We start from the raw sequence: 24,116 nt of genomic DNA on the forward strand, positions 1-24,116 counted from the left end.
AATGAAATGTTGAAAGCCAAATAAAGACAGCTGCAAAAATAAAATTGAAATATCTTGAAAAGAGAGAGAACACCTCTTGAGGGGGATGAAAATGTCTGATTATCTAGTCATCGTGGAATCGCCCGCTAAGGCGAAAACGATTGAACGTTACTTAGGTAAAAAATATAAAGTAAAAGCATCAATGGGACATGTCCGGGATCTTCCAAAAAGTCAAATGGGAGTTGACATAGAACAGAATTTTGAACCGAAATATATTACCATTCGAGGTAAAGGCCCGGTATTAAAAGAGCTGAAAACGGCTGCGAAAAAAGCCAAAAAAGTGTATCTCGCAGCCGACCCCGACAGAGAAGGGGAAGCGATTGCATGGCATTTGGCACACAGTCTTGATTTAGATCTCAACTCAGACTGCCGTGTGGTGTTTAACGAAATTACAAAAGACGCTATTAAGGAATCGTTTAAGCATCCCCGCATGATCAATATGGATTTAGTGGATGCACAGCAAGCGAGACGTATTTTAGACAGGCTTGTCGGATATAAAATCAGTCCGATCTTATGGAAAAAAGTCAAAAAAGGGCTTAGCGCAGGACGCGTGCAATCCGTTGCCCTCCGTTTGATTATTGACCGTGAAAAAGAGATTAACGACTTTAAGCCTGAGGAATATTGGACAATTGACGGTACGTTCTTAAAAGGTCAAGAAACCTTTGAAGCGAGCTTTTTCGGGAAAAACGGCAAAAAACTTCCTTTAAATAGTGAAGCTGATGTAAAAGAGATTCTTTCTCAGCTCAAAGGGAATCAATATACAGTTGAAAAAGTAACCAAAAAGGAACGCAAACGTAATCCCGCTTTGCCTTTTACCACTTCTACCCTGCAGCAGGAAGCGGCTCGCAAGCTCAATTTCAGAGCGAAGAAAACGATGATGATTGCACAGCAATTATATGAAGGAATTGATTTAGGAAGAGAAGGAACGGTTGGTCTGATCACGTATATGAGAACGGATTCAACCCGTATTTCAAATACGGCTGTTGATGAAGCAGCTGCATTTATTGATCAGACTTATGGAAAAGAGTTCCTAGGCGGCAAACGGAAGCCTGCGAAAAAGAATGAAAATGCCCAGGATGCCCACGAAGCAATTCGGCCGACATCAGTTCTTAGAAAACCAAGTGAATTAAAAGCAGTCCTCGGCAGAGACCAAATGAGACTGTATAAATTAATTTGGGAGCGTTTTGTTGCCAGCCAAATGGCACCGGCTGTTCTCGATACAATGAGTGTCGACCTGACAAACAACGGTTTGACATTTCGTGCAAATGGAAGTAAAGTCAAGTTTTCCGGGTTTATGAAGGTGTATGTTGAAGGAAAAGACGATCAAATGGAAGAAAAAGACCGGATGCTGCCTGACTTACAAGAAGGCGACACGGTATTATCAAAAGATATAGAACCTGAGCAGCATTTTACCCAGCCGCCTCCGCGATATACTGAGGCCCGGCTTGTTAAAACCCTTGAAGAACGCGGTATCGGCCGTCCATCCACATATGCTCCGACACTTGATACTATTCAGCGGCGCGGCTACGTGGCATTGGATAATAAACGTTTCGTTCCGACTGAATTAGGTCAGATCGTTCTTGACTTGATCATGGAGTTTTTCCCTGAGATCATTAACGTTGAGTTTACAGCTAAAATGGAGAGAGATCTTGATCATGTTGAAGAAGGAAATACCGAATGGGTCAAGATTATCGATAATTTCTACACCGATTTTGAAAAACGCGTCAAAAAAGCCGAATCGGAAATGAAGGAAGTTGAGATTGAACCAGAGTATGCTGGAGAGGATTGTGAATTGTGCAGTTCTCCAATGGTATATAAAATGGGACGGTACGGTAAATTCTTAGCTTGCTCCAACTTCCCTGACTGCCGGAACACGAAACCGATTGTGAAACAAATTGGTGTGAAGTGCCCGAGCTGCGGAGAAGGAAACATTGTTGAGCGAAAATCGAAAAAGAAACGGGTGTTTTACGGCTGTGACCGTTATCCGGACTGTGAATTCGTATCATGGGACAAACCAATTGAACGAAAATGCCCGAAATGCGGAAAAATGCTCGTCGAGAAAAAACTCAAAAAAGGCATACAAGTCCAATGCGTGGAATGCGATTATAAGGAAGAACCACAGAAGTAGCGGTGAGCAGGGTCTTGCTCACCTTCTTTGTGTGTTAAAAGAAGGCCTTGAATAATAAACTAGGAGATGTGAAAGATGAACCAACGAACAGTGAATGTAATCGGAGCCGGACTTGCAGGAAGTGAAGCAGCATGGCAGCTTGCCAAACGGGGGATTCAAGTCAAATTGTATGAAATGCGTCCAGTTAAACAAACGCCTGCGCACCATACAGATAAATTTGCAGAGCTTGTCTGCAGCAACTCTCTTCGCTCTAATACGCTTGCTAACGCTGTCGGTGTATTAAAGGAAGAAATGCGTGCACTTGATTCAGCTATTATCGCTGCGGCTGACGAATGTTCGGTGCCTGCCGGGGGCGCTCTTGCAGTAGACCGTCATGAATTTGCCGCAAGTGTGACAAATCGGGTGAAAAATCATCCAAACGTAACCGTTATTAATGAAGAAGTGACTGAAATTCCTGAAGGCCCTACTATCATCGCAACGGGTCCGTTAACATCTGAATCGCTGTCTGCCCAGCTGAAGGAGCTGACTGGAGAGGACTATTTATATTTTTATGACGCAGCGGCGCCGATTGTAGAAAAAGACAGCCTTGATATGGATAAAGTGTATCTGAAATCCCGTTATGATAAAGGTGAAGCAGCATATTTGAACTGCCCGATGACAGAAGAAGAGTTTGACCGTTTTCATGAAGCATTAACATCAGCAGAGACAGTGCCGTTAAAAGAATTTGAAAAAGAGATTTTCTTTGAAGGCTGCATGCCGATTGAAGTCATGGCAAAACGGGGTAAGAAAACAATGCTTTTCGGTCCGATGAAACCGGTTGGTCTAGAGCATCCTGTTACAGGAAAACGCCCTTATGCCGTCGTTCAGCTCAGACAAGATGATGCTGCGGGAACACTTTATAATATTGTAGGATTCCAGACACATTTAAAATGGGGAGACCAAAAGGAAGTTCTCAAGTTGATTCCAGGACTTGAAAATGTAGAAATCGTCAGATATGGCGTGATGCATAGAAACACATTTATTAACTCTCCAAGCCTGTTAAAGCCGACTTATCAATTTAAAAACCGCAGTGATCTGTTCTTTGCAGGCCAAATGACGGGAGTAGAAGGATATGTGGAATCAGCTGCCTCAGGACTTGTAGCAGGCATTAATGCGGCGAAGCTTGTATTGGGAGAAGAGCTTGTGATCTTCCCTCAGGAAACAGCAATTGGCAGTATGGCACATTATATTACAACAACAAACCAGAAGAACTTCCAGCCGATGAATGCAAACTTTGGGCTTTTGAAAGAATTGCCAGTTAAAATTAAAAATAAAAAAGAACGAAATGAACAATACGCGAACCGTGCGATTGAAACAATTCAAACAATTTCGAAAACAATATAGGTATTGATTGCAACCTGAGCGCGATTTGTGATACCATTTAAAAGCCCTTCCTGGGGAGGTATTAGGCATGGAGAATGTTAAGAATTTCGTAAAGTTATTCGTTGAATATTTACAAATTGAAAAAAATTATTCACAATATACTATTGTGAATTATGTGGATTCAATTGAAGAATTCGAGACTTTCCTGCGCGTTCAAGGTATAAATGGATTTGAAGAAGCTGCATATCAAGATACTAGGATTTTTTTGACAGAAGCCTATGAAAAAGGTTTATCGAGAAGAACAATAAGCAAAAAGATATCTGCATTAAGAAGCTTTTATAAGTTTCTGATGCGGGAAAAGCTTATTGAAGAAAATCCGTTTCAGCTTGTTCATCTGCCAAAACAGGAGAAACGGATACCGAAGTTTCTATATCAAAAAGAGCTTGAGGAGCTGTTTGAAGTTTCAGATATAAGCCAGCCGGCCGGAATGAGGGATCAAGCGCTGTTAGAGCTGCTCTATGCCACCGGAATGAGGGTCAGTGAATGCTGTTCCATAACTATTAACGACGTTGATTTATTTATGGACACTGTGCTTGTTCACGGCAAAGGCAAGAAGCAGCGCTATATCCCCTTTGGGTCTTATGCCCGCGAAGCGTTGAAGGTATACATGAATAGCGGAAGACAGTGCTTGCTGATGAAGGCAAAAGAACCTCATGATCTATTATTCGTAAATCAAAGAGGCGGACCGCTTACAGCCCGTGGCATCAGACATATTTTAAGCGGGCTTGTTCAAAAAGCGTCAAGCACTTTACATATCCATCCGCATATGCTTCGACATACGTTCGCCACGCATCTGTTAAATGAAGGAGCGGATTTGAGAAGCGTTCAAGAACTGCTCGGGCATTCCAATCTGTCTTCTACACAGATATACACGCACGTTTCGAAGGAAATGTTGAGAAACACATATATGTCTCACCATCCAAGAGCATTTAAGAAAAATTAAAGGAGGCCCTTTATGTCATCTTTTCATGCGACCACAATATTTGCCGTACAGCATAAAGGACGAAGCGCTATGTCCGGAGACGGCCAAGTAACATTTGGTCAGGCTGTTGTCATGAAACACACGGCACGGAAAGTGAGAAAACTGTTTAACGGCAAAGTTCTTGCTGGCTTTGCGGGATCTGTTGCAGACGCTTTCACTTTATTCGAAAAGTTTGAAGCTAAGCTTGAAGAATATAACGGCAACTTAAAACGGGCGGCTGTTGAGCTTGCGAAGGAATGGCGCAGTGATAAAGTGCTAAGAAAGCTCGAAGCCATGCTGATTGTTATGAATCAGGATACTTTGCTTCTCGTATCGGGAACAGGCGAGGTGATCGAACCAGATGACGGCATTCTCGCGATTGGATCAGGAGGCAATTACGCTTTGGCAGCGGGAAGAGCACTGAAAAAGCATGCCGGTGAAAGCATGTCTGCAAGTGAGATTGCCAGAGCCGCGTTAGAAACAGCAGGCGAAATTTGTGTTTACACGAACGATCAAATCATACTGGAAGAGCTTGAATAGAAAGGACTTGAGGCGCATGGAAAAAAAACCGTTAACTCCTAGACAGATTGTAGATCGGTTAGACCAATATATTGTCGGTCAGCAAAATGCGAAAAAAGCTGTCGCCGTGGCATTAAGAAACCGCTATAGAAGAAGTCTTCTGGATGAAAAGCTGAAGGACGAGGTCGTTCCGAAAAACATTTTAATGATGGGTCCTACCGGCGTCGGGAAAACTGAAATTGCCAGACGAATCGCTAAGCTTTCAGGTGCGCCATTTATCAAAATTGAAGCTACTAAATTTACCGAAGTCGGCTATGTAGGCAGAGATGTTGAATCAATGGTCAGAGATCTTGTGGAGACTTCTGTTCGGCTTATCAAAGAAGAGAAAATGAATGAAGTAAAGGAACAGGCAGAAGAAAATGCAAATAAACGCATTGTTCGTCTGTTAGTTCCCGGGAAGAAAAAACAATCTGGCGTTAAAAATCCGTTTGAAATGTTTTTTGGAGGCAGCCAGCCGAATGGTGAAGATGAGGCGGAGAGCCAGGAAGAAGCAAACATCGAAGAAAAAAGAAAACGAATGGCACATCAGCTGGCTTTAGGAGAGCTCGAAGACTACTATGTAACAGTAGAAGTCGAAGAGCAGCAGCCTTCTATGTTTGACATGCTGCAGGGCTCGGGTATGGAGCAGATGGGTATGAACATGCAGGATGCGCTGAGCGGATTAATGCCAAAGAAAAAGAAACGGCGCAAAATGACAGTCAGAGAAGCCAGAAAAGTCCTGACGAATGAAGAAGCAAGCAAACTCATCGATATGGATGAAGTCAGCCAGGAAGCTGTTCAGAGAGCAGAAGAGAGCGGGATTATCTTTATCGATGAGATTGATAAAATCGCAAAGAACGGCGGTGCATCTTCTTCTGCCGATGTTTCAAGAGAAGGCGTTCAGCGGGATATCCTGCCGATTGTTGAGGGCTCAACCGTTGTCACAAAATATGGTTCTGTAAAAACAGACCATGTATTATTTATTGCAGCAGGAGCGTTTCATATGGCCAAACCGTCTGATTTGATTCCTGAGCTGCAGGGGCGTTTCCCGATTCGTGTAGAACTGAACAAACTCACGGTAGACGACTTCGTGAGAATTTTGGTTGAGCCGGATAATGCGCTGCTGAAACAATATCAGGCATTATTGCAGACAGAAGGTATATCTCTTGAATTTTCTGACGAAGCTATTCATAAGATTGCTGAAGTTGCTTATCATGTGAACCAGGACACAGATAATATCGGTGCGAGACGCCTTCATACAATACTTGAACGCCTATTAGAAGATTTGTCGTTTGAAGCTCCAGATGTAACGATGGAGAAAATAACGATTACACCTCAGTATGTCGAAGAAAAGCTCGGAACGATAGCCAAAAACAAAGATTTAAGTCAATTTATATTGTGAAAAATTTAATATGAGGAATGTTTAGGAGGATTATTTATCATGGCTTTATTACAAAAAACAAGAATTATTAACTCCATGCTGCAAGCTGCGGCAGGGAAACCGGTAAACTTCAAGGAAATGGCGGAGACGCTGCGGGATGTAATTGATTCCAATATTTTCGTTGTAAGCCGCAGAGGGAAACTCCTTGGGTATTCTATTAACCAGCAAATTGAAAATGATCGTATGAAAAAAATGCTTGAGGATCGTCAATTCCCTGAAGAGTATACGAAAAATCTGTTTAATGTCCCTGAAACATCTTCTAACTTGGATATTAATAGTGAATATACTGCTTTCCCTGTTGAGAACAGAGATCTGTTCCAAGCTGGTTTAACAACAATTGTGCCGATCATCGGAGGCGGGGAAAGATTAGGAACACTTATTCTTTCACGTTTACAAGATCAATTCAATGACGATGACTTAATTCTAGCTGAATACGGCGCAACAGTTGTCGGAATGGAAATCCTAAGAGAAAAAGCAGAAGAAATTGAAGAGGAAGCAAGAAGCAAAGCTGTCGTACAAATGGCTATCAGCTCGCTTTCTTACAGTGAGCTTGAAGCAATTGAGCACATTTTTGAGGAGCTTGACGGAAACGAAGGTCTTCTTGTTGCAAGTAAAATTGCTGACCGTGTCGGCATTACCCGTTCTGTTATTGTGAACGCACTCAGAAAGCTGGAGAGCGCCGGTGTTATCGAGTCTAGATCATTAGGAATGAAAGGTACTTATATCAAGGTGCTAAACAACAAATTCTTAATTGAATTAGAAAATCTAAAATCTCATTAATCACAAAAAGAACCCTTTTTGAGGGTTCTTTTTTTATTTCAAATAAAGGAAATCAATAAGCTTTATTTCCTGGGTTGAAAGTCTTTCTATGTAATAATTTTAATAAATTTTGCATTTTTCTTCAAAAAGTTTCAAAAATGCCGAAAAGAAAGGAGAAAAAACAGAAATTCTGCTATTTTCAGGCTTATATCAAGGCGAGAAATGTAGTTCTAACAATCTAGGACTTTATACCTAGTTGTAAAATAGATAATTGTGAGGACATTTTTTTACACGAACTTCATAGACTTTATGCCTGTTATTTCTTACAATAAGCATATAGTTTTACAATTCTCGACAAGGATATTGAGGGTGAAAAAAACTGAAATGGAGGTAAGTGGATTTGAGCTTATTTTCTGGAACGATACAAAATCTTGAAAATGCCTTGAGTAGAGCGGATATTAAGCAAAAAGTCATAACTAATAATATCGCCAATATAGATACACCGAACTATAAGGCAAAAAAAGTCTCTTTCCATAATTTATTAGATCAAGAATCTTCGCGTCTTGAAGCGATAAAAACAGACTATCGTCATGTTGATTTTTCTGATACTGATTCGAATTATTCAATTGTTGCGAGCGGAGATACATCGTATCAGCAAAACGGAAACAATGTTGATGTTGACAAAGAGATGACAGAATTGGCGCAAAATCAAATCAACTATCAAGCTTTGGTTGAAAGAATGAACGGTAAATTTAATTCGCTGAAGACCGTATTAACAGGAGGAAAATGATGACAGCTTTTCATAGCTTAAATGTTTCAGCATCGGCTTTAACAGCTCAGCGAGTCAGAATGGACGTTGTATCATCTAACTTAGCAAATATGGATACGACAAGAGCTAAGCAGGTGAATGGAGAGTGGGTGCCTTACAGAAGGAAAATGGTCTCCCTTCAGTCAAAAGGTGAATCGTTCTCTTCCATTCTCAATTCTCAAATGAGCGGAAGCGGTAGTGCTGGAAACGGTGTGAAGGTTTCAAAAATTACGGAGGATGATTCGGATTTTAATCTTGTCTATGATCCGACAGACCCTGATGCAAACGCTGAAGGATATGTACAAAAGCCTAATGTTGATCCATTAAAGGAAATGGTTGATCTTGTCAGCAGCACCAGATCATATGAGGCGAATGTCACGGCGATGAATGCTACAAAGGGAATGCTGATGAAGGCATTAGAAATCGGAAAGTAGGTGAATGAATGTGATTAATGCAATTTCTCCTTTTCAGGTTCAAAATACTCAAAACACTCAAAATGCAACAAATCAAGTAAACAATAGCCAAAAAACAGATTCTTCAAATCAAACAAGCTTTTCGGAGCTTTTAAAAAACTCTATTAGTTCGTTAAATGAGTCCCAAGTAGCTTCTGACAACATGACTAATGCCTTGGCTGCAGGAAAAGATGTAAATCTTGATGAGGTCATGATCGCTGCTCAAAAAGCTAGCATCTCTCTAACTGCAGCAACAGAGTTCCGCAATAAAGCTGTGGAAGCTTATCAGGAGATTATGAGAATGCAAATGTAGGGGGTCTGACGATTTAGAGAAAGAGTGGAATGACCGGGGGTTAACATGAATCGTACTCTAATGCAAATGAAAAACAAAACGAGTGAGTTTTGGAAAAATAGATCTAAACTACAAAAGATTTTAATGGTTAGTGCTTTAGCGGCAATTATTATTATTGGAATTATTATTAGTGTTTTTGCTTCAAATTCTAAAATGGCGCCGCTGTACAAAGATTTGTCTGCTGAAGAAGCAGGACAAATCAAAAAAGAATTGGATGCAAAAAAAGTTCCAAACGAACTTTCGAATGGCGGTACAGTGATTAGTGTTCCGGAGGATCAGGTTGATTCTTTGAAAGTGCAGATGGCTGCAGAAGGACTTCCTAAAACGGGATCAATTGATTATTCGTTTTTTGGACAGAATGCCGGCTTTGGTTTGACAGACAATGAGTTTGATATGGTGAAAGTGAAAGCTACACAGACAGAACTGTCAAACTTGATCAATGAAATGGACGGTATTAAAAATTCAAAAGTAATGATTAATCTCCCGAAAGACGCTGTGTTTGTCGGTGAGGAGCAATCTGCAGCATCTGCATCAATCGTTCTGCAGATTCAACCGGGTTATACACTTGATCAAAGCCAAATCAACGGATTATATCATCTGGTATCTAAAAGCGTGCCAAACCTAAAAGAAGATAACATCGTCATCATGGACCAAAATTCTACATACTACGACAAATCAGACAGCGATGCAGGGTCCTACGCGGATAGTTATTCTTCTCAGCAAGGAATTAAGTCTCAAGTTGAAAAAGACATTCAAAAACATGTACAGTCACTGCTGGGTACGATGATGGGCCAAGATAAAGTCGTTGTCTCCGTTACAGCAGACATTGATTTCACAAAAGAAAATCGGACAGAAGACATTGTCGAACCTGTGGATAAAGAAAACATGGAAGGTATTGCAGTCAGCGCTGAAAAGGTATCTGAAACATATCAGGGCGACGGTGCAACCAACGGCGGAACTGCCGGAACCGGCGAGGAAGATGTTACAAATTATAAGGCTGACGGTGAAAATACCGAAAGCGGGAACTACGAAAAAAACAGCAACAAAATCAATTACGAGGTTAACCGAATTCATAAAGAAATCGCTGAAAGTCCTTATAAGGTCAGAGATTTAGGGATTCAAGTAATGGTAGAGCCGCCTGATGCCAAAAACACTGCGTCGCTATCAACTGAAAGACAGGATGATATACAAAAAATCCTTTCAACTGTAGTCAGAACATCTTTGGATAAAGATGAAACGCAAAATCAGAATTTATCTGATGCTGATATCAATAATAAGATTGTTGTTTCCGTTCAGCCATTCGACGGAAAAGTCAATTTGGATACAAATACGGAAGAATCCTCAGGTATCCCGCTGTGGGCATATATTGTAGGCGGTGTTTTAATCGCAGCGATCATTGTTCTGATCATTATGCTTATCAGAAAGAAACGGGCGCAAGAGGATGAATTTGAGGAATATGAGTATGAGGTTCCTCAAGAACCAATCAATTTGCCTGATATCAACGAAGAGGAAAATGAAACAGCGGAATCAGTCAGACGAAAACAGCTTGAAAAGATGGCGAAAGACAAGCCGGAAGATTTTGCAAAACTGCTGAGAAGCTGGCTGGCCGAGGATTAGGAGGAATTAGAAATGGCGAGACGTGATCAAGATAAGCTTACAGGAAAACAAAAAGCAGCCATTCTCATGATTTCCTTGGGGTTAGATGTGTCAGCTTCTGTCTATAAGCACTTAACCGATGAAGAAATTGAAAGGCTTACTCTGGAAATATCAGGTGTTCGAAGCGTCGATCATCAAAAAAAGGATGAAATCATAGAAGAATTTCATAATATAGCCATTGCGCAAGATTATATTTCTCAAGGCGGTTTAAGCTATGCAAGACAAGTTCTGGAAAAGGCGCTTGGAGAGGATAAGGCGGAGAACATTCTAAACAGGCTGACTTCTTCTTTGCAGGTTAAACCATTTGATTTTGCCAGAAAAGCGGAGCCTGAACAAATTTTGAATTTTATCCAGCAAGAGCATCCGCAGACGATGGCGTTAATCTTGTCTTATTTAGATCCAGTGCAGGCTGGGCAAATTTTATCCGAGCTGAATCCTGAAGTACAGGCTGAGGTTGCGAGAAGAATCGCGGTCATGGATAGAACGTCTCCAGAAATAATTAATGAGGTAGAACGGATTCTGGAACAAAAATTATCTTCTGCATTTACTCAGGATTATACACAAACAGGCGGAATTGAAGCTGTTGTGGAAGTGTTAAACGGGGTAGACAGAGGGACAGAGAAGACGATCTTGGATTCATTGGAAATTCAGGATCCCGATCTTGCTGAAGAGATTAAAAAGCGGATGTTTGTCTTCGAAGATATTGTCACACTTGATAACCGTGCCATTCAGAGAGTCATTCGCGATGTTGAGAACGACGATTTGCTCCTTTCATTAAAGGTTGCAAGCGAGGAAGTCAAAGAAATTGTATTCAACAATATGTCACAGCGTATGGTTGAAACCTTCAAAGAAGAAATGGAATTTATGGGCCCTGTACGCTTGAAAGATGTTGAAGAAGCTCAATCGAGAATTGTAAGCATCGTCAGAAAGCTTGAAGAAGCCGGTGAAATTGTGATAGCAAGAGGCGGAGGGGATGATATTATTGTCTAATATCATTAAACAAGAATCATCTATTTCTCCACAAAAGGAAAAAAGAAAACTTTCTATCCAAGAGGTGCGTATTGATCATTCTCACCTTTTGCAGGCTGAAGAGAACCCGGAGGCGCTTATGGCCCGAGTGAAAGAGGAAGCTGACCGGATTTCTGAGCAGGCAAACAGTCATATAGAAAATATTCGCCGTCAAATTGAACAGGAGAAAAACAATTGGGCGACTGAAAAACAGAAGCTTATTGAAGAAGCAAAAGCCGAGGGCTTTGAACAAGGAGTAGCGCTGGGCAAAGCTGAGGCAATGAAACAGTATGCCGAACTGATCGGCCAAGCAAACAGTATAACTGAAATGTCCAGAAAAGCTGTTGAGGACAAGCTTGAAGACGCTAATGAAGAAATCGTTGAGCTTGCCGTTGCCCTAGCAAAAAAAGTTTGGCAGCAAAAGTCTGATGATAAAGAGGCTTTCCTCCTGCTTGTACAACAGGTTATAAACGAAGTGAAGGAATATGACGATATATCAATTTATGTTGATCCATATTACTATGAGACAATCTTTCAGCAAAAAGATGAAATCCAGCAGCTTCTTTATAAAGAATGCCGGCTTGGCATATATGCTGATGAAAAAGCTCAAAAAGGAACCTGTTATATTGAAACTCCTTTTGGCAGGGTAGATGCGAGTGTTGACACACAATTGATGCAATTGAAAGATAAACTTCTGACAGCGCTGGAAGCAGGTGCAGCTGAATGAAGACACAGAGTCTGATAGATTGTATAGAAATGACAGACTCGTATAAACGATACGGAAAAGTCAAGCGGGTAATCGGCCTGATGATTGAATCAAAAGGGCCAGCAAGCTCAATTGGCGACGTGTGCCTGATTTATGCAAAAGGACAATCTGGGAAAGTCATTAAAGCTGAGGTAGTCGGCTTCCAGGAAGAAAATATTTTGCTTATGCCTTATTTAGAGGCTGCGAGCATTGCACCTGGCAGCATTGTAGAAGCTACTGGGGAATCACTTCGGATTAAAGTTGGAACCGGACTGATTGGACAAGTCATCGATGCTTTTGGAGAACCGCTTGACGGAAAACTTCTGCCTAAAGGGCTTTCGCCTGTATCAACGGAGCAATCACCGCCCAACCCGATGAAACGGCCGCCTATCCGTGAAAAGATGGGTGTTGGAGTCAGATCAATTGACAGCTTGCTGACAGTCGGTAAAGGCCAGCGGATTGGAATTTTTGCAGGAAGCGGTGTCGGAAAAAGCACCTTAATGGGGATGATCGCCAAGCAGACAGAGGCTGACTTAAACGTCATTGCACTTGTCGGAGAACGCGGACGAGAGGTTCGGGAGTTTATTGAAAAAGATCTGGGGAAAGAGGGGCTGAAACGATCGATTGTAGTCGTTGCCACCTCAGACCAGCCAGCATTAATGAGATTGAAAGCGGCATATACAGCGACTGCAATTGCCGAGTATTTCCGAGATAAAGGCCAAAATGTCATGTTTATGATGGATTCTGTTACAAGGGTGGCAATGGCGCAGCGAGAGATTGGACTGGCTGCAGGAGAGCCTCCGACGACAAAAGGTTATACACCTTCAGTGTTCGCTATTTTACCTCGTTTACTAGAACGAACAGGTGCAAACGAGCATGGAACCATTACGGCATTTTATACAGTGTTGGTAGATGGGGATGACATGAATGAGCCGATTGCCGATACCGTACGCGGAATTTTAGACGGACATATTGTGTTGGACAGGGCGCTTGCCAATAAAGGCCAGTTTCCTGCAGTTAACGTACTAAAAAGCATCAGCAGGGTGATGTCAAACATTTCAACAAAACAGCATCTGGATGCGGCAAATAAATTCCGTGAACTTTTATCGACATATCAAAATTCGGAAGATCTCATTAATATCGGAGCTTACAAAAGAGGATCATCTAGAGAAATTGATGAAGCGATACAATTTTATCCGCAGCTTATTCAATTTTTAAAGCAGGGAACAGACGAACCGGCTTTATTGGAAGAAAGCATTGCTGTATTAACTAGTTTGACAGGAAATGAGGAATAAACGTGGCTTATCAATTTAGATTCCAAAAGCTACTGGAACTAAAAGAAAATGAAAAAGACCAATCCTTATCCGAGTATCAGCAATCAGTTTCTGAATTTGAAAACGTTGCTGAAAAATTATATGAAAATATGAGCAAAAAAGAATTGCTAGAACAAAATAAGGAAAAGAAATTAAAAAGCGGCATGAGTGTACAAGAAATGAGGCACTACCAACAATTTGTCTCAAATCTTGATAATACGATCTATCACTATCAAAAGCTTGTCATTATGAAAAGAAATCAAATGAATCAAAAACAAGAAATTTTGACAGAGAAAAACATTGAAGTGAAAAAGTTTGAAAAAATGCGTGAAAAACAGTTTAAAATGTTTGCTCTTGAAGATAAAGCTGCAGAAATGAAAGAAATGGACGATATTTCGATTAAGCAGTTTATGATTCAAGGCCATTAGGAGCGAATGTAATGTCCGGCAAAAAGAAAGAATCAGGTAAGTTCCGTTCGGTTTTGCTTATCATTATCCTCCCGCTGATGTTTCTACTAATCGCAGGGGGGATTGTTCTTTGGGCTGCTGGTATCAATGTCTTAAAGCCGATACAGGATGCTGCGGCAAAAACGCCGGTTCTTAAAGAATTGGTCCCTGAAACCGAAAATAAAAAAGACACAGCATCAAATAAGGATAGCAGTAATACGGCAGCTCTGGAAAAGACCATTAAGGATCAAAAAAGTGAAATCGGTATATTGAATAAAGATTTAGAAACAAGTAAATCGGAAATCGATAGGCTCAATCAAAAGATCCGTTCACTTGAAAAGACAGCTGAGGATCAAAAAAAGTCATCAGAAGATCATACTGAAGGATCAGCAGACTCGAAAGCTTCATCTGAAAATGACAAAGTGATCAGTGTGTACAAAAGCATGGACAGCGGAAAGGCTGCTAAAATTATTGCCCAATTAAAGGAGAAAGAAGCACTGAAAATATTGAATGGCCTAAGCAAAAAGCAGCTTGCTGACATATTGGCGAAAATGACTCCTGAGCAAGCAGCAACCTATACAGAAAAAATTGCTGCCAGCCAAGAATAGGGGGAATGAAAGGTGAAGCTGCTTGAATTAGCGGGACCTTTGCTGCAAACCACAACGGGTTCTGCCGCTAAAAACATGAAAAGTAGCCGGGGAGTTTTTCAAAACTGGCTTATTTCTGAGGCAGGATTGAAGGAACTCTCAGAACAAGGAAAGGGAACTCCTAATTCCGAAGATCAGCTTTTAGCAGATGCGCTTAAAAAGATCGGTGAATGGCTAAATGCAAGTCCTGAAGACCAAGACAAACAAAATGCGGATCTTTTGCAAACATTAAGCAAACTGACAGGGAAGCAATTGGATGCGAATGCTCTGCAAATATTGCAAAATCTTTTGCAAGCAGTTGAATCAAAAATGTCAGACGGGACGGATCAATTGCTCACAGAAACGGAGAAAATCTTTTCAGAAGCTAAAACGGCTCGGAATGCCAATGATTCTGTTTCTGACATTAATGGAGCACTGAAGTCGGATACAGAGCAATCAAATCAGGAAAATGAAGTATCCGATGCTGCTAAAGAGCTTATCTATATCCAGATGTTCATTAGCCAGCTCGTAGAAGGGAATAAGCTGACTGATCGCGGGAATGGCAATGAAGCTCATGCCATTTACCAAAATGGAGATCAATTCCTATCTGCATTAGAAAAAAAGGGTGTATCTCAACAACTCATTCAGGATCTTAAACAGCAAATATTCACTAAAGCTGAGTCAAGTTCAAAACTTTACTCCATGACAGCGTCAGAGCTGAAAAGTTTTCAAAGCTTAATGGACCAAATGTCTATGCTTCCTCAAAAAGGGACCAAAGAATGGAGTCTAGCTGAAAGCCAGCTGAAAGCCTTCTTGTTATCGAAATCATCCGAATCATCACAAGACTTTGGGAAGCCTGTTCTCACACCGCTTTCGCAGAGTTCATCCAGCAAAAATGCATCGGATGTTTCTGGAAGTATTCAGCCTGTAGATAGTAAATCAGGACTCCAAATGCTGTTTTCGGGGTATCGGGGCATAGGAGGAGTTCAAACACTTGATCTGCAGCAGATGTCATCTGATATACCAAATGCCGAAACAAAAACGGTGGCTGATCAAGTGATTAATGCGTGGAAGCAGATGAAATATACGCCTTTCGGCAGATCGACGGGAAGTTTCACTATTCGGCTGAACCCTGAACATTTAGGATTTGTCACAATCAAGCTGACAAATGAAAATGGAATGTTTCAGAGTAAAATCATAGCATCTAGCCAATCAGCAAAAGAATTGCTTGAACAGCATCTTCCACAGCTGAAACAATCATTGCCGAATATGGCCGTCCAAATTGACCGTTTTACTCTTCCGGTCCAAAGCGGGGATCAGCCGATATACGGCCAGCTTGCTGATGAACAGAAACAGCAGCAAGAGGGGCAGAGACAGCAAAGACAGAAAAAGCAATCAAATGATTTTGGCGATCTGCTCGATGAAGTGTCGATGGTTGAAATGGAGGAAGAAGAATGACTTCTATAAGTTCAGAATATAAACTGCCTGAAAAAACGAACACTGTGTCGACGAACAACAGCAGCTTGGGGAAAGACGAGTTTTTAAAAATATTAATGACTCAAGTTCAAAACCAAGATCCGCTTAACCCGATTGACGATAAAGAATTTATCAGCCAGATGGCGACTTTTTCAAGCTTGGAGCAAATGATGAATCTGAATACGACAATGACTCAATTCGTTGAAAACCAAGATCCGTTTACAACGTATGTTGATTGGATGGGAAAAGAAGTATCTTGGACTGATGGTAAAAGTGCAACAGATAAAACAGGCACAGTAAGCTCTGTTAAACATTTTAAAGGAAATTATTATCTTGTTCTTGATGATGGGACCGAGATCAGTCCTGCGAATGTCATGTCTGTGGGACAATCATCTAAATAAAAACATCTGGGGGAATATATTATGTTACGTTCACTTTATTCTGGAATCAGCGGTATGAAAAACTTTCAAACAAAGCTTGACGTAATCGGTAACAACATTGCCAACGTAAATACAGTAGGATTCAAAAAGAGCCGTGTGACCTTTAAAGATATGGTAAGCCAAACGATTGCCGGCGGTTCTGCTGCTGGTGCAACAATCGGCGGAACAAACTCTAAGCAAATCGGTTTAGGTTCATCATCTGGCACAATTGATACAATTCATTCAACAAGCGCGACACAAAGTACAGGAAGAACACTTGATTTAGCAATTGACGGCGACGGTTACTTCCGAATTGATACAGGTGACGGGACAGCTTATACAAGAGCAGGGAACTTCTATTTAGATAATACCGGAACACTGGTTACAGGTGATGGCTACCATGTGTTAAATATGAATGGGGGAACAATTAAAATTCCTACTGATGCTCAAAGCTTTAGCATTGGTTCTGATGGAAAGGTGTCAATTGTTGATGCTGAGGGGAAAACACAAGACGGGGGACAAATCGGGATTGTTACTTTTGCCAACAGTGATGGATTGGATAAAATCGGAAGCAACCTATACCGTGAATCTTTAAACTCTGGAACGGCCAGTGCAGCGAACCAGCCTGGTGACGGCGGAACTGGTGCTCTTAAATCAGGATTTCTCGAAATGTCTAACGTCGATTTAACTGACGAATTTACTGAAATGATCGTAGCCCAGCGCGGATTCCAATCAAACTCAAAAATTATTACAACATCTGATGAAATCCTTCAAGAACTGGTTAACCTTAAACGTTAAGGAGGGAGGGGAGGCGAGTAATCGCTTCTCCGCTGTTTTATGATTAAAGTAACCCGTTTGAACGGGCAGCCCTTTACACTGAATGCGCTATTTATTGAACAGATTGAATGTTTTCCGGATACTACAATTACTCTGTCAAATGGTAAGAAGTTTGTAGTAAAAGAAGATGAAGAAGCTGTTCTGGAAAAGATCGCAGCTTTCTACCGAAAAATACAAATATTTGCAATGGATCAAGGAATAGAGGAACCGGAATGAAGAAAAAGTTAATGATCATATTACTAATTATTCTTATCGTAATTGGTGCTCTCGGGGCGGCGGCTTATTTTGTTTTAGGCGGAAAGTCCGAAAAAAGTGAAACGAAAAAAAGTATTGATGAAATCGTTGCGTCTTCTGTTGATGTAGAAGAGATCACAACAAATTTAAAGTCTGATAACATTATCCGTCTTGCTATTAAACTTGAAACTGATTCTGATAAATCAAAAGAAGAACTTGAGAAACGTGATTTCCAAGTGAAAGACGCTGTTATATCACTGCTGGCTGATACGAATGCTGATCAGATTGAGGGAGACAAGGGAAAAGAAACCTTTAAGAAGGAACTAAAAGATAAAATAAATAGCTACCTCCAAGAAGGAAAAGTAGAAAAAGTGTATATTACCTCCTTTAATCTGCAATAAAGCATAATTTGACAGAATACGGAGGTGAGGAAAATGTCAGGAGAAGTTCTCTCCCAAAATGAAATAGATGCACTGCTTTCTGCAATATCAACAGGTGAAATGGACGCTGAAGAGCTGAAAAAAGAAGAAAAAGAGAAGAAAGTCAAGGTTTATGATTTCAAACGTGCGCTGCGGTTTTCTAAGGATCAGATCCGCAGTTTAACGAGAATTCATGACAATTTTGCAAGACTTCTTACCACTCATTTTTCTGCTCAGCTCAGAACCTATATTCACATATCTGTCAGTTCTGTTGACCAGGTCCCGTATGAGGAATTTATCAGATCGATCCCGAACATGACGATTCTGAATCTATTTGATGTCCATCCGATGGAAGGCAGAATTATGATGGAGGTCAACCCCACGATAGCTTATACGATGATGGATCGGGTCATGGGCGGGATTGGAATCAGTCATAACAAGGTTGAAAGTTTGACAGAAATTGAAACAAAAATCATTTCTAATTTATTTGAAAATGCACTGGGTAATTATAAAGAAGCTTGGCAGTCAATTGCTGATATTGAACCGGAAATGACTGAGTTTGAAGTGAATCCGCAATTTGTTCAGATGGTATCTCCTAATGAAACAGTCGTGGTGATCTCGCTCAATACTCAAATTGGTGAAATCAGCGGTGTCATTAATCTCTGTATCCCGCATATCGTACTCGAGCCGCTCATACCGAAGCTTTCAGTCCACTATTGGATGCAATCAGACCGAAATGAGCCAAAGCCTGAGGAAACAAAGTCGCTTGAAAAACGTATCATGACAGCACAAATACCTGTCGTGGCCGAGCTCGGCACATCTGAACTGACGATAGAAGAGTTTTTAAGTTTAGAAGTCGGAGACTGCATAACTTTGGACAAATCAGTCACGGATCCTCTTACTGTATTGGTCGGAGATAAGCCGAAATTTTTAGGACAAGCCGGCCGGGTGAATCGAAAACAGGCAGTGCAAATTTTAGATCACGACATAAGAGGTGAACAAGATGGAGAATAATAGATTATCTCAAGATGAGATTGACGCGCTTCTTAACGGTACTGGCAGCACGCTTGATGAGCCAGAGGTTCCGGAAGTAGATGACTTATCGGAAATGGAGCGTGATGCGATCGGTGAAATCGGTAATATTTCATTCGGCAGTTCTGCGACAGCACTTTCAACGCTTTTAAATCAAAAGGTCGATATTACGACTCCAAGCGTAACGGTCATTCCAAGAAGTAAAATCAGCGATGCGTTTCCTGAACCGTATGTAGCGATTGAAGTGAATTATACGGAGGGCTTCAGCGGAAGCAACCTGTTAGTCGTGGAACAAAGTGACGCGGCGATCATTGCTGACTTAATGATCGGGGGAGACGGAAAAGGTGCGGACCCTTCACTGGGTGAAATCCATTTAAGTGCGGTTCAAGAAGCAATGAACCAAATGATGGGATCGGCTGCCACATCAATGTCTACTGTATTCAGTAAAAAAATTGATATTTCACCTCCTCGGGTTGAATTGTTGGATGTTACTGAAGAAAAGGGTACAGACCGTATTCCTGATGATGAAATGCTGGTGAAAGTTTCTTTCAACTTAAAGGTGGGAGAATTAATAGACTCCAGCATTATGCAGCTTTACCCATTGACATTTGCGAAAGATTTAATTTCAAGCCTTATGAACTCAGAAAGTGCAGAGGAAGAAGAAACGGTGCAGCCTGAAGTTACATACGAACAGCCGAAAGAGCCTGTGACGCCAGAGCCGCGTATTGAACCGAAGCAACAGCAGCAGCCGCCAAAAAGGCAGGGAACAGCAAAAAAAGCAGCGCCAGTTCAGGTTTCACCGGTGGAATTTTCCGCGTTTGATCCAAACGAAGCTGTACAAGCCCCTATTCATAATCTGGATATGCTTTTGGATATCCCGCTTTCGATTACTGTTGAGCTTGGCAGAACGAAGAGAAGCGTAAAAGAGATTTTAGAGCTTTCTGCCGGAAGTATTATCGAGCTTGATAAATTAGCTGGTGAGCCTGTAGATATTTTAGTTAATCAGCGTATCGTTGCCAAAGGCGAGGTCGTTGTCATTGAAGAAAACTTCGGAGTGAGAGTCACTGACATTTTAAGCCAGGCAGAGCGCATTAATAATTTAAAATAACGAAACACAAGGAGAGAGATAGATTATGGCACATAGAATTTTAATTGTAGATGACGCAGCATTTATGAGAATGATGATTAAAGATATTTTAGTTAAAAATGGTTTTGAAGTTGTGGCGGAAGCTGAAAATGGAGCACAAGCGGTAGAGAAATATAAAGAGCATTCACCTGACCTTGTTACTATGGATATCACGATGCCAGAAATGGATGGTATTACAGCATTAAAAGAAATTAAACAAATTGATGCGCAGGCAAGAATCATCATGTGTTCTGCTATGGGACAGCAATCAATGGTTATTGATGCCATTCAGGCCGGCGCTAAGGATTTCATTGTGAAACCTTTCCAAGCTGACCGTGTGCTTGAAGCAATCAACAAAACATTAAGTTAAAGGGTGTACGACTGTTGAAAAAGAGTCAATATTTTATCGTTTTTATTTGTTTTTTCGTTTTATTGAGTGTACATCCGATTGCTGCTGCCGCGGCAGACTCTGATAATTCAACTGTAAACGAATGGTTTCAAAAGAAAGATGAAAAAACTGCAGATAAGTCAGAGCAAAAGAAAGAAAAAACAACAAAAACTGCTGATGAGACGGAGGGAGCGGCTGCTCCTTCTGTCTCAGCTTTTGATTTTGTAAAGATGATTTTCGCTTTATTGTTTGTTATCGTGCTGATTTACGGGCTGGTTAAGCTCATGAACAAAAGAAATCGGCTCCTAAAGCCTTTTCAATATGTTGAAAATATTGGCGGCACATCGGTCGGCCAGAACAGATCCATACAATTGATCAAGGTTGGGAAAAGTGTGCTCGTCGTCGGTGTAGGAGAGACGATCCAGCTGCTGAAAGAAATTGAGGATGAAAAAGAGATTGAAGTCATTCTCAGTCAGCATGAAGAGGCAATGTCAAGCAAAATAGAGTGGCAAAAGTTTGTGAAGCCGCTTAAGAGTTCTGAACATCAGCCGCAGCAAAAACTGCCTTCATTTTCAAAAGCATTAAAAGAGCAACTTGAAGAGTTAAAACAAAACCGTTCTGAAGGAAAGAAGAAAGGCCCACGTCATCATGAATGAGTTTATAAATATTTTCAGTTCAAGCGATCCGGAAAACGTAAGTTCGACTGTTAAATTACTATTATTGTTAACTGTATTTTCAGTGGCGCCTGGAATATTGATTCTTATGACTTGTTTTACTCGCATCGTCATTGTTCTGTCATTTGTCAGAACTTCACTTGCGACGCAATCTATGCCCCCAAACCAGGTTCTTATCGGGCTTGCGCTGTTTTTAACATTTTTTATTATGGCTCCTACTTTTTCAGAAATTAATAAAGAAGCGCTGACCCCATTAATGGACAACAAAATCAGCTTGGATGAAGCGTATACGAAAGCTGAGGAACCGATTAAAGAATTTATGAGTAAACACACAAGGCAGAAGGATCTGGCGCTGTTTATGAATTACGCGAAAATGGATAAACCTGAATCATTAAAGGATATTCCGTTAACAACAATGGTTCCGGCTTTTGCCATATCGGAGCTTAAAACAGCATTTCAAATAGGTTTTATGATTTTTATCCCTTTTTTAATTATAGATATGGTAGTGGCGAGCGTCTTGATGTCAATGGGGATGATGATGCTGCCTCCAGTTATGATTTCTCTGCCCTTTAAAATATTACTTTTTGTTTTGGTAGACGGCTGGTATTTAATTGTGAAATCTTTGCTTCAGAGCTTTTAGGGTAGGTGCTAAACGTGAGTTCAGAATTTGTAATTTCTATGGCGGAAAAAGCCGTATACGTAACGCTGATGATCAGCGGGCCATTATTGGCTATTGCTTTACTGGTCGGTTTAATTGTCAGCATATTTCAGGCGACAACTCAAATCCAGGAACAGACTTTGGCGTTTATTCCGAAAATCGTGGCGGTTCTCCTGGCTCTCATTTTTTTTGGTCCGTGGATGCTGTCGACGATTCTTTCATTTACAACAGAGCTGTTTTCTAATTTAAATCGTTTTGCAGGGTAATGTAGAGATGAATTCAATTATTGACTTATTTCCTGCTTTTTTATTGGTTTTTATTAGAATCTCTGCTTTTTTTGTAACAATTCCGCTATTTGGACATCGAAATGTGCCAGCTGTTCATCGCATAGGTTTTGCTTTTTTTCTTGCGGTCATTTGTTTCAGCACCATTGATAAACCGCCCTCTTTGGAGATAGATGAGCACTATATGCTTTTGGCGTTTAAAGAAGCTTTGGTCGGCCTATGTCTGGGTTTAATTGCTTATATGATGATTGCCGCAGTGCAGATTGCCGGCTCGTTTATTGATTTTCAAATGGGATTTTCAATAGCAAACGTTATTGATCCGCAAACAGGTGCACAAAGTCCGTTGATTGGCCAGTTTATCTATACGATGGCACTTTGGTTTATGCTGAGTGTCAATGCCCACCATTTGTTGCTGGATGGTATTTACTACAGCTTTCAGTATATTTCAGTTGATCAGGCATTTCCGAATTTCGGCGATGAAAAGTTTGCCTATTTTATTGCGAAAAGCTTTAATGCAATGTTTATTATCGCTTTTCAAATGTCAGCGCCGGTTGTGGCCAGCTTGTTTCTAGTTGATTTAGCATTAGGTATCGTGGCTCGAACTGTTCCGCAGTTAAATGTATTTGTGGTCGGTCTGCCTTTAAAGATCGCTGTCAGTTTCATCATGCTCATTGTATGTATGTCCGTTATCTTCGTCGTTGTCCGGAATGTTTTCAGTTTAACGATTGAAACGATGCGGAATCTTTTAGCATTGGTCGGTGTTTCTTAATGAAGCTTAGAGTTGACCTGCAGTTTTTTGCGGGAGAGAAGACAGAAAAAGCAACTCCGAAAAAACGGAAGGATACGCGAAAAAAAGGGCAGGTAGCCAAAAGCTCGGATGTCAATACCGCCGTTTCTTTACTGGTAATATTCCTTTCGCTTATTGCAATTGGTCCGTATATGAGAGACAGGCTGCTGTCATTCATAGAAACATTTTATACCGAATCGCTCACAATGAAGCTCTCAGAATCAAATGTGCATACATTGTTTGTCAGCTTATTAAAGGATATGGGCATAATACTCGCACCGATTTTGCTTGTTGCTCTTGTTGCAGGAGTCGTAAGCAACTATATGCAGGTTGGGTTCTTATTTTCTGCTGAAGTGATACAGCCTAAGCTTGAAAAACTGGATCCGATCAAAGGCTTTAAACGAATATACAGTATGAGGGCGATTGTAGAGCTGATTAAATCAATTTTGAAAATCGTAGTCGTCGGTTTTGCGGCTTTTGCTGTGCTTTGGCTGCATTATGGAGAAATTCTCCGGCTTCCTCTCCTGACACCCGAAGAGGCACTATCTTTCGTTTCAAAACTCACTTTGTGGATGGGACTGAGCGGTGCAGGTGCATTGTTGATTCTTGCTGGTCTTGACTATTTATATCAGAGATTTGATTATGAGAAAAATATCAAAATGTCAAAACAAGATATAAAAGACGAGTACAAAAAATCTGAAGGTGACCCGATTATTAAGTCTAAAATTAAACAAAGACAGCGGGAAATGGCTATGAGGCGGATGATGCAGGAAGTTCCAAAAGCAGATGTCATTATCACAAACCCGACTCACTATGCGATTGCTTTGAAATATGATGAAGAAAAAATGGACGCTCCTTATATTGTTGCAAAAGGTGTCGACCACCTGGCGTTAAAAATCAGGAAAATTGCTAAAGAGCATGATGTCATGATGGTAGAAAACAGACCGCTTGCCCGTGCGTTATATGATCAGGTGGAAATTGACCAGGCAGTGCCGGAAGAATTTTTTAAAGTTTTAGCAGAAATTCTGGCTTACGTATATAAAACAAAACAAAAAGTATATTGAATTT

General features: G+C 40.9%; 28 protein-coding genes. All 28 read left to right on the forward strand.

The window, feature by feature from the left end:
* Positions 1–91: 91 nt before the first annotated feature.
* The gene (gene topA / locus KXZ66_RS08620) at positions 92–2,167 is read left to right on the forward strand and encodes a type I DNA topoisomerase (RefSeq protein WP_003245599.1); all 2,076 of its coding nucleotides are present in this window, start codon (positions 92–94) and stop codon (positions 2,165–2,167) included.
* Positions 2,168–2,242: 75 nt separating this feature from the next.
* Entirely contained in the window at positions 2,243–3,550 is a 1,308-nt protein-coding gene (trmFO, locus tag KXZ66_RS08625; protein ID WP_015715883.1) for an FADH(2)-oxidizing methylenetetrahydrofolate--tRNA-(uracil(54)-C(5))-methyltransferase TrmFO, read from the forward strand.
* A 67-nt stretch (positions 3,551–3,617) separates the two neighbouring features.
* The gene (gene xerC / locus KXZ66_RS08630) at positions 3,618–4,532 is read left to right on the forward strand and encodes a tyrosine recombinase XerC (protein ID WP_003231988.1); all 915 of its coding nucleotides are present in this window, start codon (positions 3,618–3,620) and stop codon (positions 4,530–4,532) included.
* A 12-nt stretch (positions 4,533–4,544) separates the two neighbouring features.
* On the forward strand, positions 4,545–5,090 hold the full coding sequence (gene clpQ, locus KXZ66_RS08635) for an ATP-dependent protease subunit ClpQ (RefSeq protein WP_003238555.1): 546 nt from the start codon (positions 4,545–4,547) through the stop codon (positions 5,088–5,090).
* A gap of 16 nt (positions 5,091–5,106) precedes the next feature.
* Complete coding sequence (hslU, locus tag KXZ66_RS08640) at positions 5,107–6,510, forward strand: ATP-dependent protease ATPase subunit HslU (RefSeq protein WP_014476801.1); 1,404 nt, start codon at positions 5,107–5,109, stop codon at positions 6,508–6,510.
* A 39-nt stretch (positions 6,511–6,549) separates the two neighbouring features.
* Positions 6,550–7,329 (forward strand): GTP-sensing pleiotropic transcriptional regulator CodY, encoded by a 780-nt coding sequence (gene codY, locus KXZ66_RS08645; RefSeq protein WP_003220850.1) that lies wholly within the window; start codon positions 6,550–6,552, stop codon positions 7,327–7,329.
* 379 nt (positions 7,330–7,708) lie between these two features.
* Complete coding sequence (flgB, locus tag KXZ66_RS08650; protein ID WP_049139999.1) at positions 7,709–8,098, forward strand: flagellar basal body rod protein FlgB; 390 nt, start codon at positions 7,709–7,711, stop codon at positions 8,096–8,098.
* Positions 8,098–8,550 carry a flagellar basal body rod protein FlgC gene (flgC, locus tag KXZ66_RS08655; RefSeq protein WP_021479294.1) on the forward strand — a complete coding sequence of 151 codons (453 nt, stop codon included), beginning with the start codon at positions 8,098–8,100 and terminating at the stop codon, positions 8,548–8,550. Before flgB ends, flgC begins: the two co-directional genes overlap by 1 nt.
* A 10-nt stretch (positions 8,551–8,560) precedes the next feature.
* Positions 8,561–8,881 carry a flagellar hook-basal body complex protein FliE gene (fliE, locus tag KXZ66_RS08660; protein ID WP_003238544.1) on the forward strand — a complete coding sequence of 107 codons (321 nt, stop codon included), beginning with the start codon at positions 8,561–8,563 and terminating at the stop codon, positions 8,879–8,881.
* 45 nt (positions 8,882–8,926) lie between these two features.
* The gene (fliF, locus tag KXZ66_RS08665) at positions 8,927–10,537 is read left to right on the forward strand and encodes a flagellar basal-body MS-ring/collar protein FliF (protein WP_049140002.1); all 1,611 of its coding nucleotides are present in this window, start codon (positions 8,927–8,929) and stop codon (positions 10,535–10,537) included.
* A 12-nt stretch (positions 10,538–10,549) separates the two neighbouring features.
* Entirely contained in the window at positions 10,550–11,566 is a 1,017-nt protein-coding gene (fliG, locus tag KXZ66_RS08670; protein WP_003231981.1) for a flagellar motor switch protein FliG, read from the forward strand.
* Positions 11,559–12,311, forward strand: a complete 753-nt coding sequence (gene fliH / locus KXZ66_RS08675; RefSeq protein WP_049140191.1) for a flagellar assembly protein FliH — start codon at positions 11,559–11,561, stop codon at positions 12,309–12,311. The genes fliG and fliH overlap by 8 nt, the downstream gene beginning before the upstream one ends.
* On the forward strand, positions 12,308–13,624 hold the full coding sequence (fliI, locus tag KXZ66_RS08680; protein ID WP_049140003.1) for a flagellar protein export ATPase FliI: 1,317 nt from the start codon (positions 12,308–12,310) through the stop codon (positions 13,622–13,624). Before fliH ends, fliI begins: the two co-directional genes overlap by 4 nt.
* A gap of 2 nt (positions 13,625–13,626) precedes the next feature.
* Positions 13,627–14,070: a flagellar export protein FliJ gene (fliJ, locus tag KXZ66_RS08685; RefSeq protein WP_003231977.1), complete on the forward strand. Its 444-nt coding sequence runs from the start codon at positions 13,627–13,629 to the stop codon at positions 14,068–14,070.
* 11 nt (positions 14,071–14,081) lie between these two features.
* Positions 14,082–14,696 (forward strand): MotE family protein, encoded by a 615-nt coding sequence (locus tag KXZ66_RS08690; protein WP_032725699.1) that lies wholly within the window; start codon positions 14,082–14,084, stop codon positions 14,694–14,696.
* Positions 14,697–14,708: 12 nt separating this feature from the next.
* The gene (locus KXZ66_RS08695; protein WP_064671380.1) at positions 14,709–16,172 is read left to right on the forward strand and encodes a flagellar hook-length control protein FliK; all 1,464 of its coding nucleotides are present in this window, start codon (positions 14,709–14,711) and stop codon (positions 16,170–16,172) included.
* Complete coding sequence (flgD, locus tag KXZ66_RS08700; RefSeq protein WP_003231970.1) at positions 16,169–16,591, forward strand: flagellar hook assembly protein FlgD; 423 nt, start codon at positions 16,169–16,171, stop codon at positions 16,589–16,591. Before KXZ66_RS08695 ends, flgD begins: the two co-directional genes overlap by 4 nt.
* Before the next feature lie 21 nt (positions 16,592–16,612).
* The gene (flgG, locus tag KXZ66_RS08705) at positions 16,613–17,407 is read left to right on the forward strand and encodes a flagellar basal body rod protein FlgG (RefSeq protein WP_003231968.1); all 795 of its coding nucleotides are present in this window, start codon (positions 16,613–16,615) and stop codon (positions 17,405–17,407) included.
* Between the two features lie 39 nt (positions 17,408–17,446).
* The gene (gene swrD / locus KXZ66_RS08710; protein ID WP_003231966.1) at positions 17,447–17,662 is read left to right on the forward strand and encodes a swarming motility protein SwrD; all 216 of its coding nucleotides are present in this window, start codon (positions 17,447–17,449) and stop codon (positions 17,660–17,662) included.
* Positions 17,659–18,081 carry a flagellar basal body-associated protein FliL gene (gene fliL, locus KXZ66_RS08715; protein ID WP_043857501.1) on the forward strand — a complete coding sequence of 141 codons (423 nt, stop codon included), beginning with the start codon at positions 17,659–17,661 and terminating at the stop codon, positions 18,079–18,081. The genes swrD and fliL overlap by 4 nt, the downstream gene beginning before the upstream one ends.
* A 33-nt stretch (positions 18,082–18,114) precedes the next feature.
* Positions 18,115–19,113 carry a flagellar motor switch protein FliM gene (fliM, locus tag KXZ66_RS08720; protein ID WP_219144873.1) on the forward strand — a complete coding sequence of 333 codons (999 nt, stop codon included), beginning with the start codon at positions 18,115–18,117 and terminating at the stop codon, positions 19,111–19,113.
* Positions 19,103–20,239 (forward strand): flagellar motor switch phosphatase FliY, encoded by a 1,137-nt coding sequence (gene fliY, locus KXZ66_RS08725; RefSeq protein ID WP_014479788.1) that lies wholly within the window; start codon positions 19,103–19,105, stop codon positions 20,237–20,239. The genes fliM and fliY overlap by 11 nt, the downstream gene beginning before the upstream one ends.
* A 25-nt stretch (positions 20,240–20,264) precedes the next feature.
* Positions 20,265–20,627: a chemotaxis protein CheY gene (cheY, locus tag KXZ66_RS08730; RefSeq protein WP_014476812.1), complete on the forward strand. Its 363-nt coding sequence runs from the start codon at positions 20,265–20,267 to the stop codon at positions 20,625–20,627.
* Positions 20,628–20,641: 14 nt separating this feature from the next.
* Positions 20,642–21,301 carry a flagella biosynthesis regulatory protein FliZ gene (fliZ, locus tag KXZ66_RS08735; RefSeq protein ID WP_041335980.1) on the forward strand — a complete coding sequence of 220 codons (660 nt, stop codon included), beginning with the start codon at positions 20,642–20,644 and terminating at the stop codon, positions 21,299–21,301.
* Entirely contained in the window at positions 21,294–21,959 is a 666-nt protein-coding gene (gene fliP / locus KXZ66_RS08740) for a flagellar type III secretion system pore protein FliP (RefSeq protein ID WP_003245692.1), read from the forward strand. Before fliZ ends, fliP begins: the two co-directional genes overlap by 8 nt.
* 14 nt (positions 21,960–21,973) lie before the next feature.
* On the forward strand, positions 21,974–22,243 hold the full coding sequence (gene fliQ, locus KXZ66_RS08745; RefSeq protein WP_003220888.1) for a flagellar biosynthesis protein FliQ: 270 nt from the start codon (positions 21,974–21,976) through the stop codon (positions 22,241–22,243).
* 7 nt (positions 22,244–22,250) lie between these two features.
* Entirely contained in the window at positions 22,251–23,030 is a 780-nt protein-coding gene (gene fliR / locus KXZ66_RS08750; protein WP_141949456.1) for a flagellar biosynthetic protein FliR, read from the forward strand.
* On the forward strand, positions 23,030–24,112 hold the full coding sequence (gene flhB, locus KXZ66_RS08755; RefSeq protein ID WP_014479790.1) for a flagellar biosynthesis protein FlhB: 1,083 nt from the start codon (positions 23,030–23,032) through the stop codon (positions 24,110–24,112). Before fliR ends, flhB begins: the two co-directional genes overlap by 1 nt.
* The last annotated feature ends 4 nt before the right edge of the window (positions 24,113–24,116 follow it).

The sequence above is a fragment of the Bacillus sp. LJBS17 genome (assembly GCF_019334685.1).
Classification (GTDB): domain Bacteria; phylum Bacillota; class Bacilli; order Bacillales; family Bacillaceae; genus Bacillus; species Bacillus subtilis.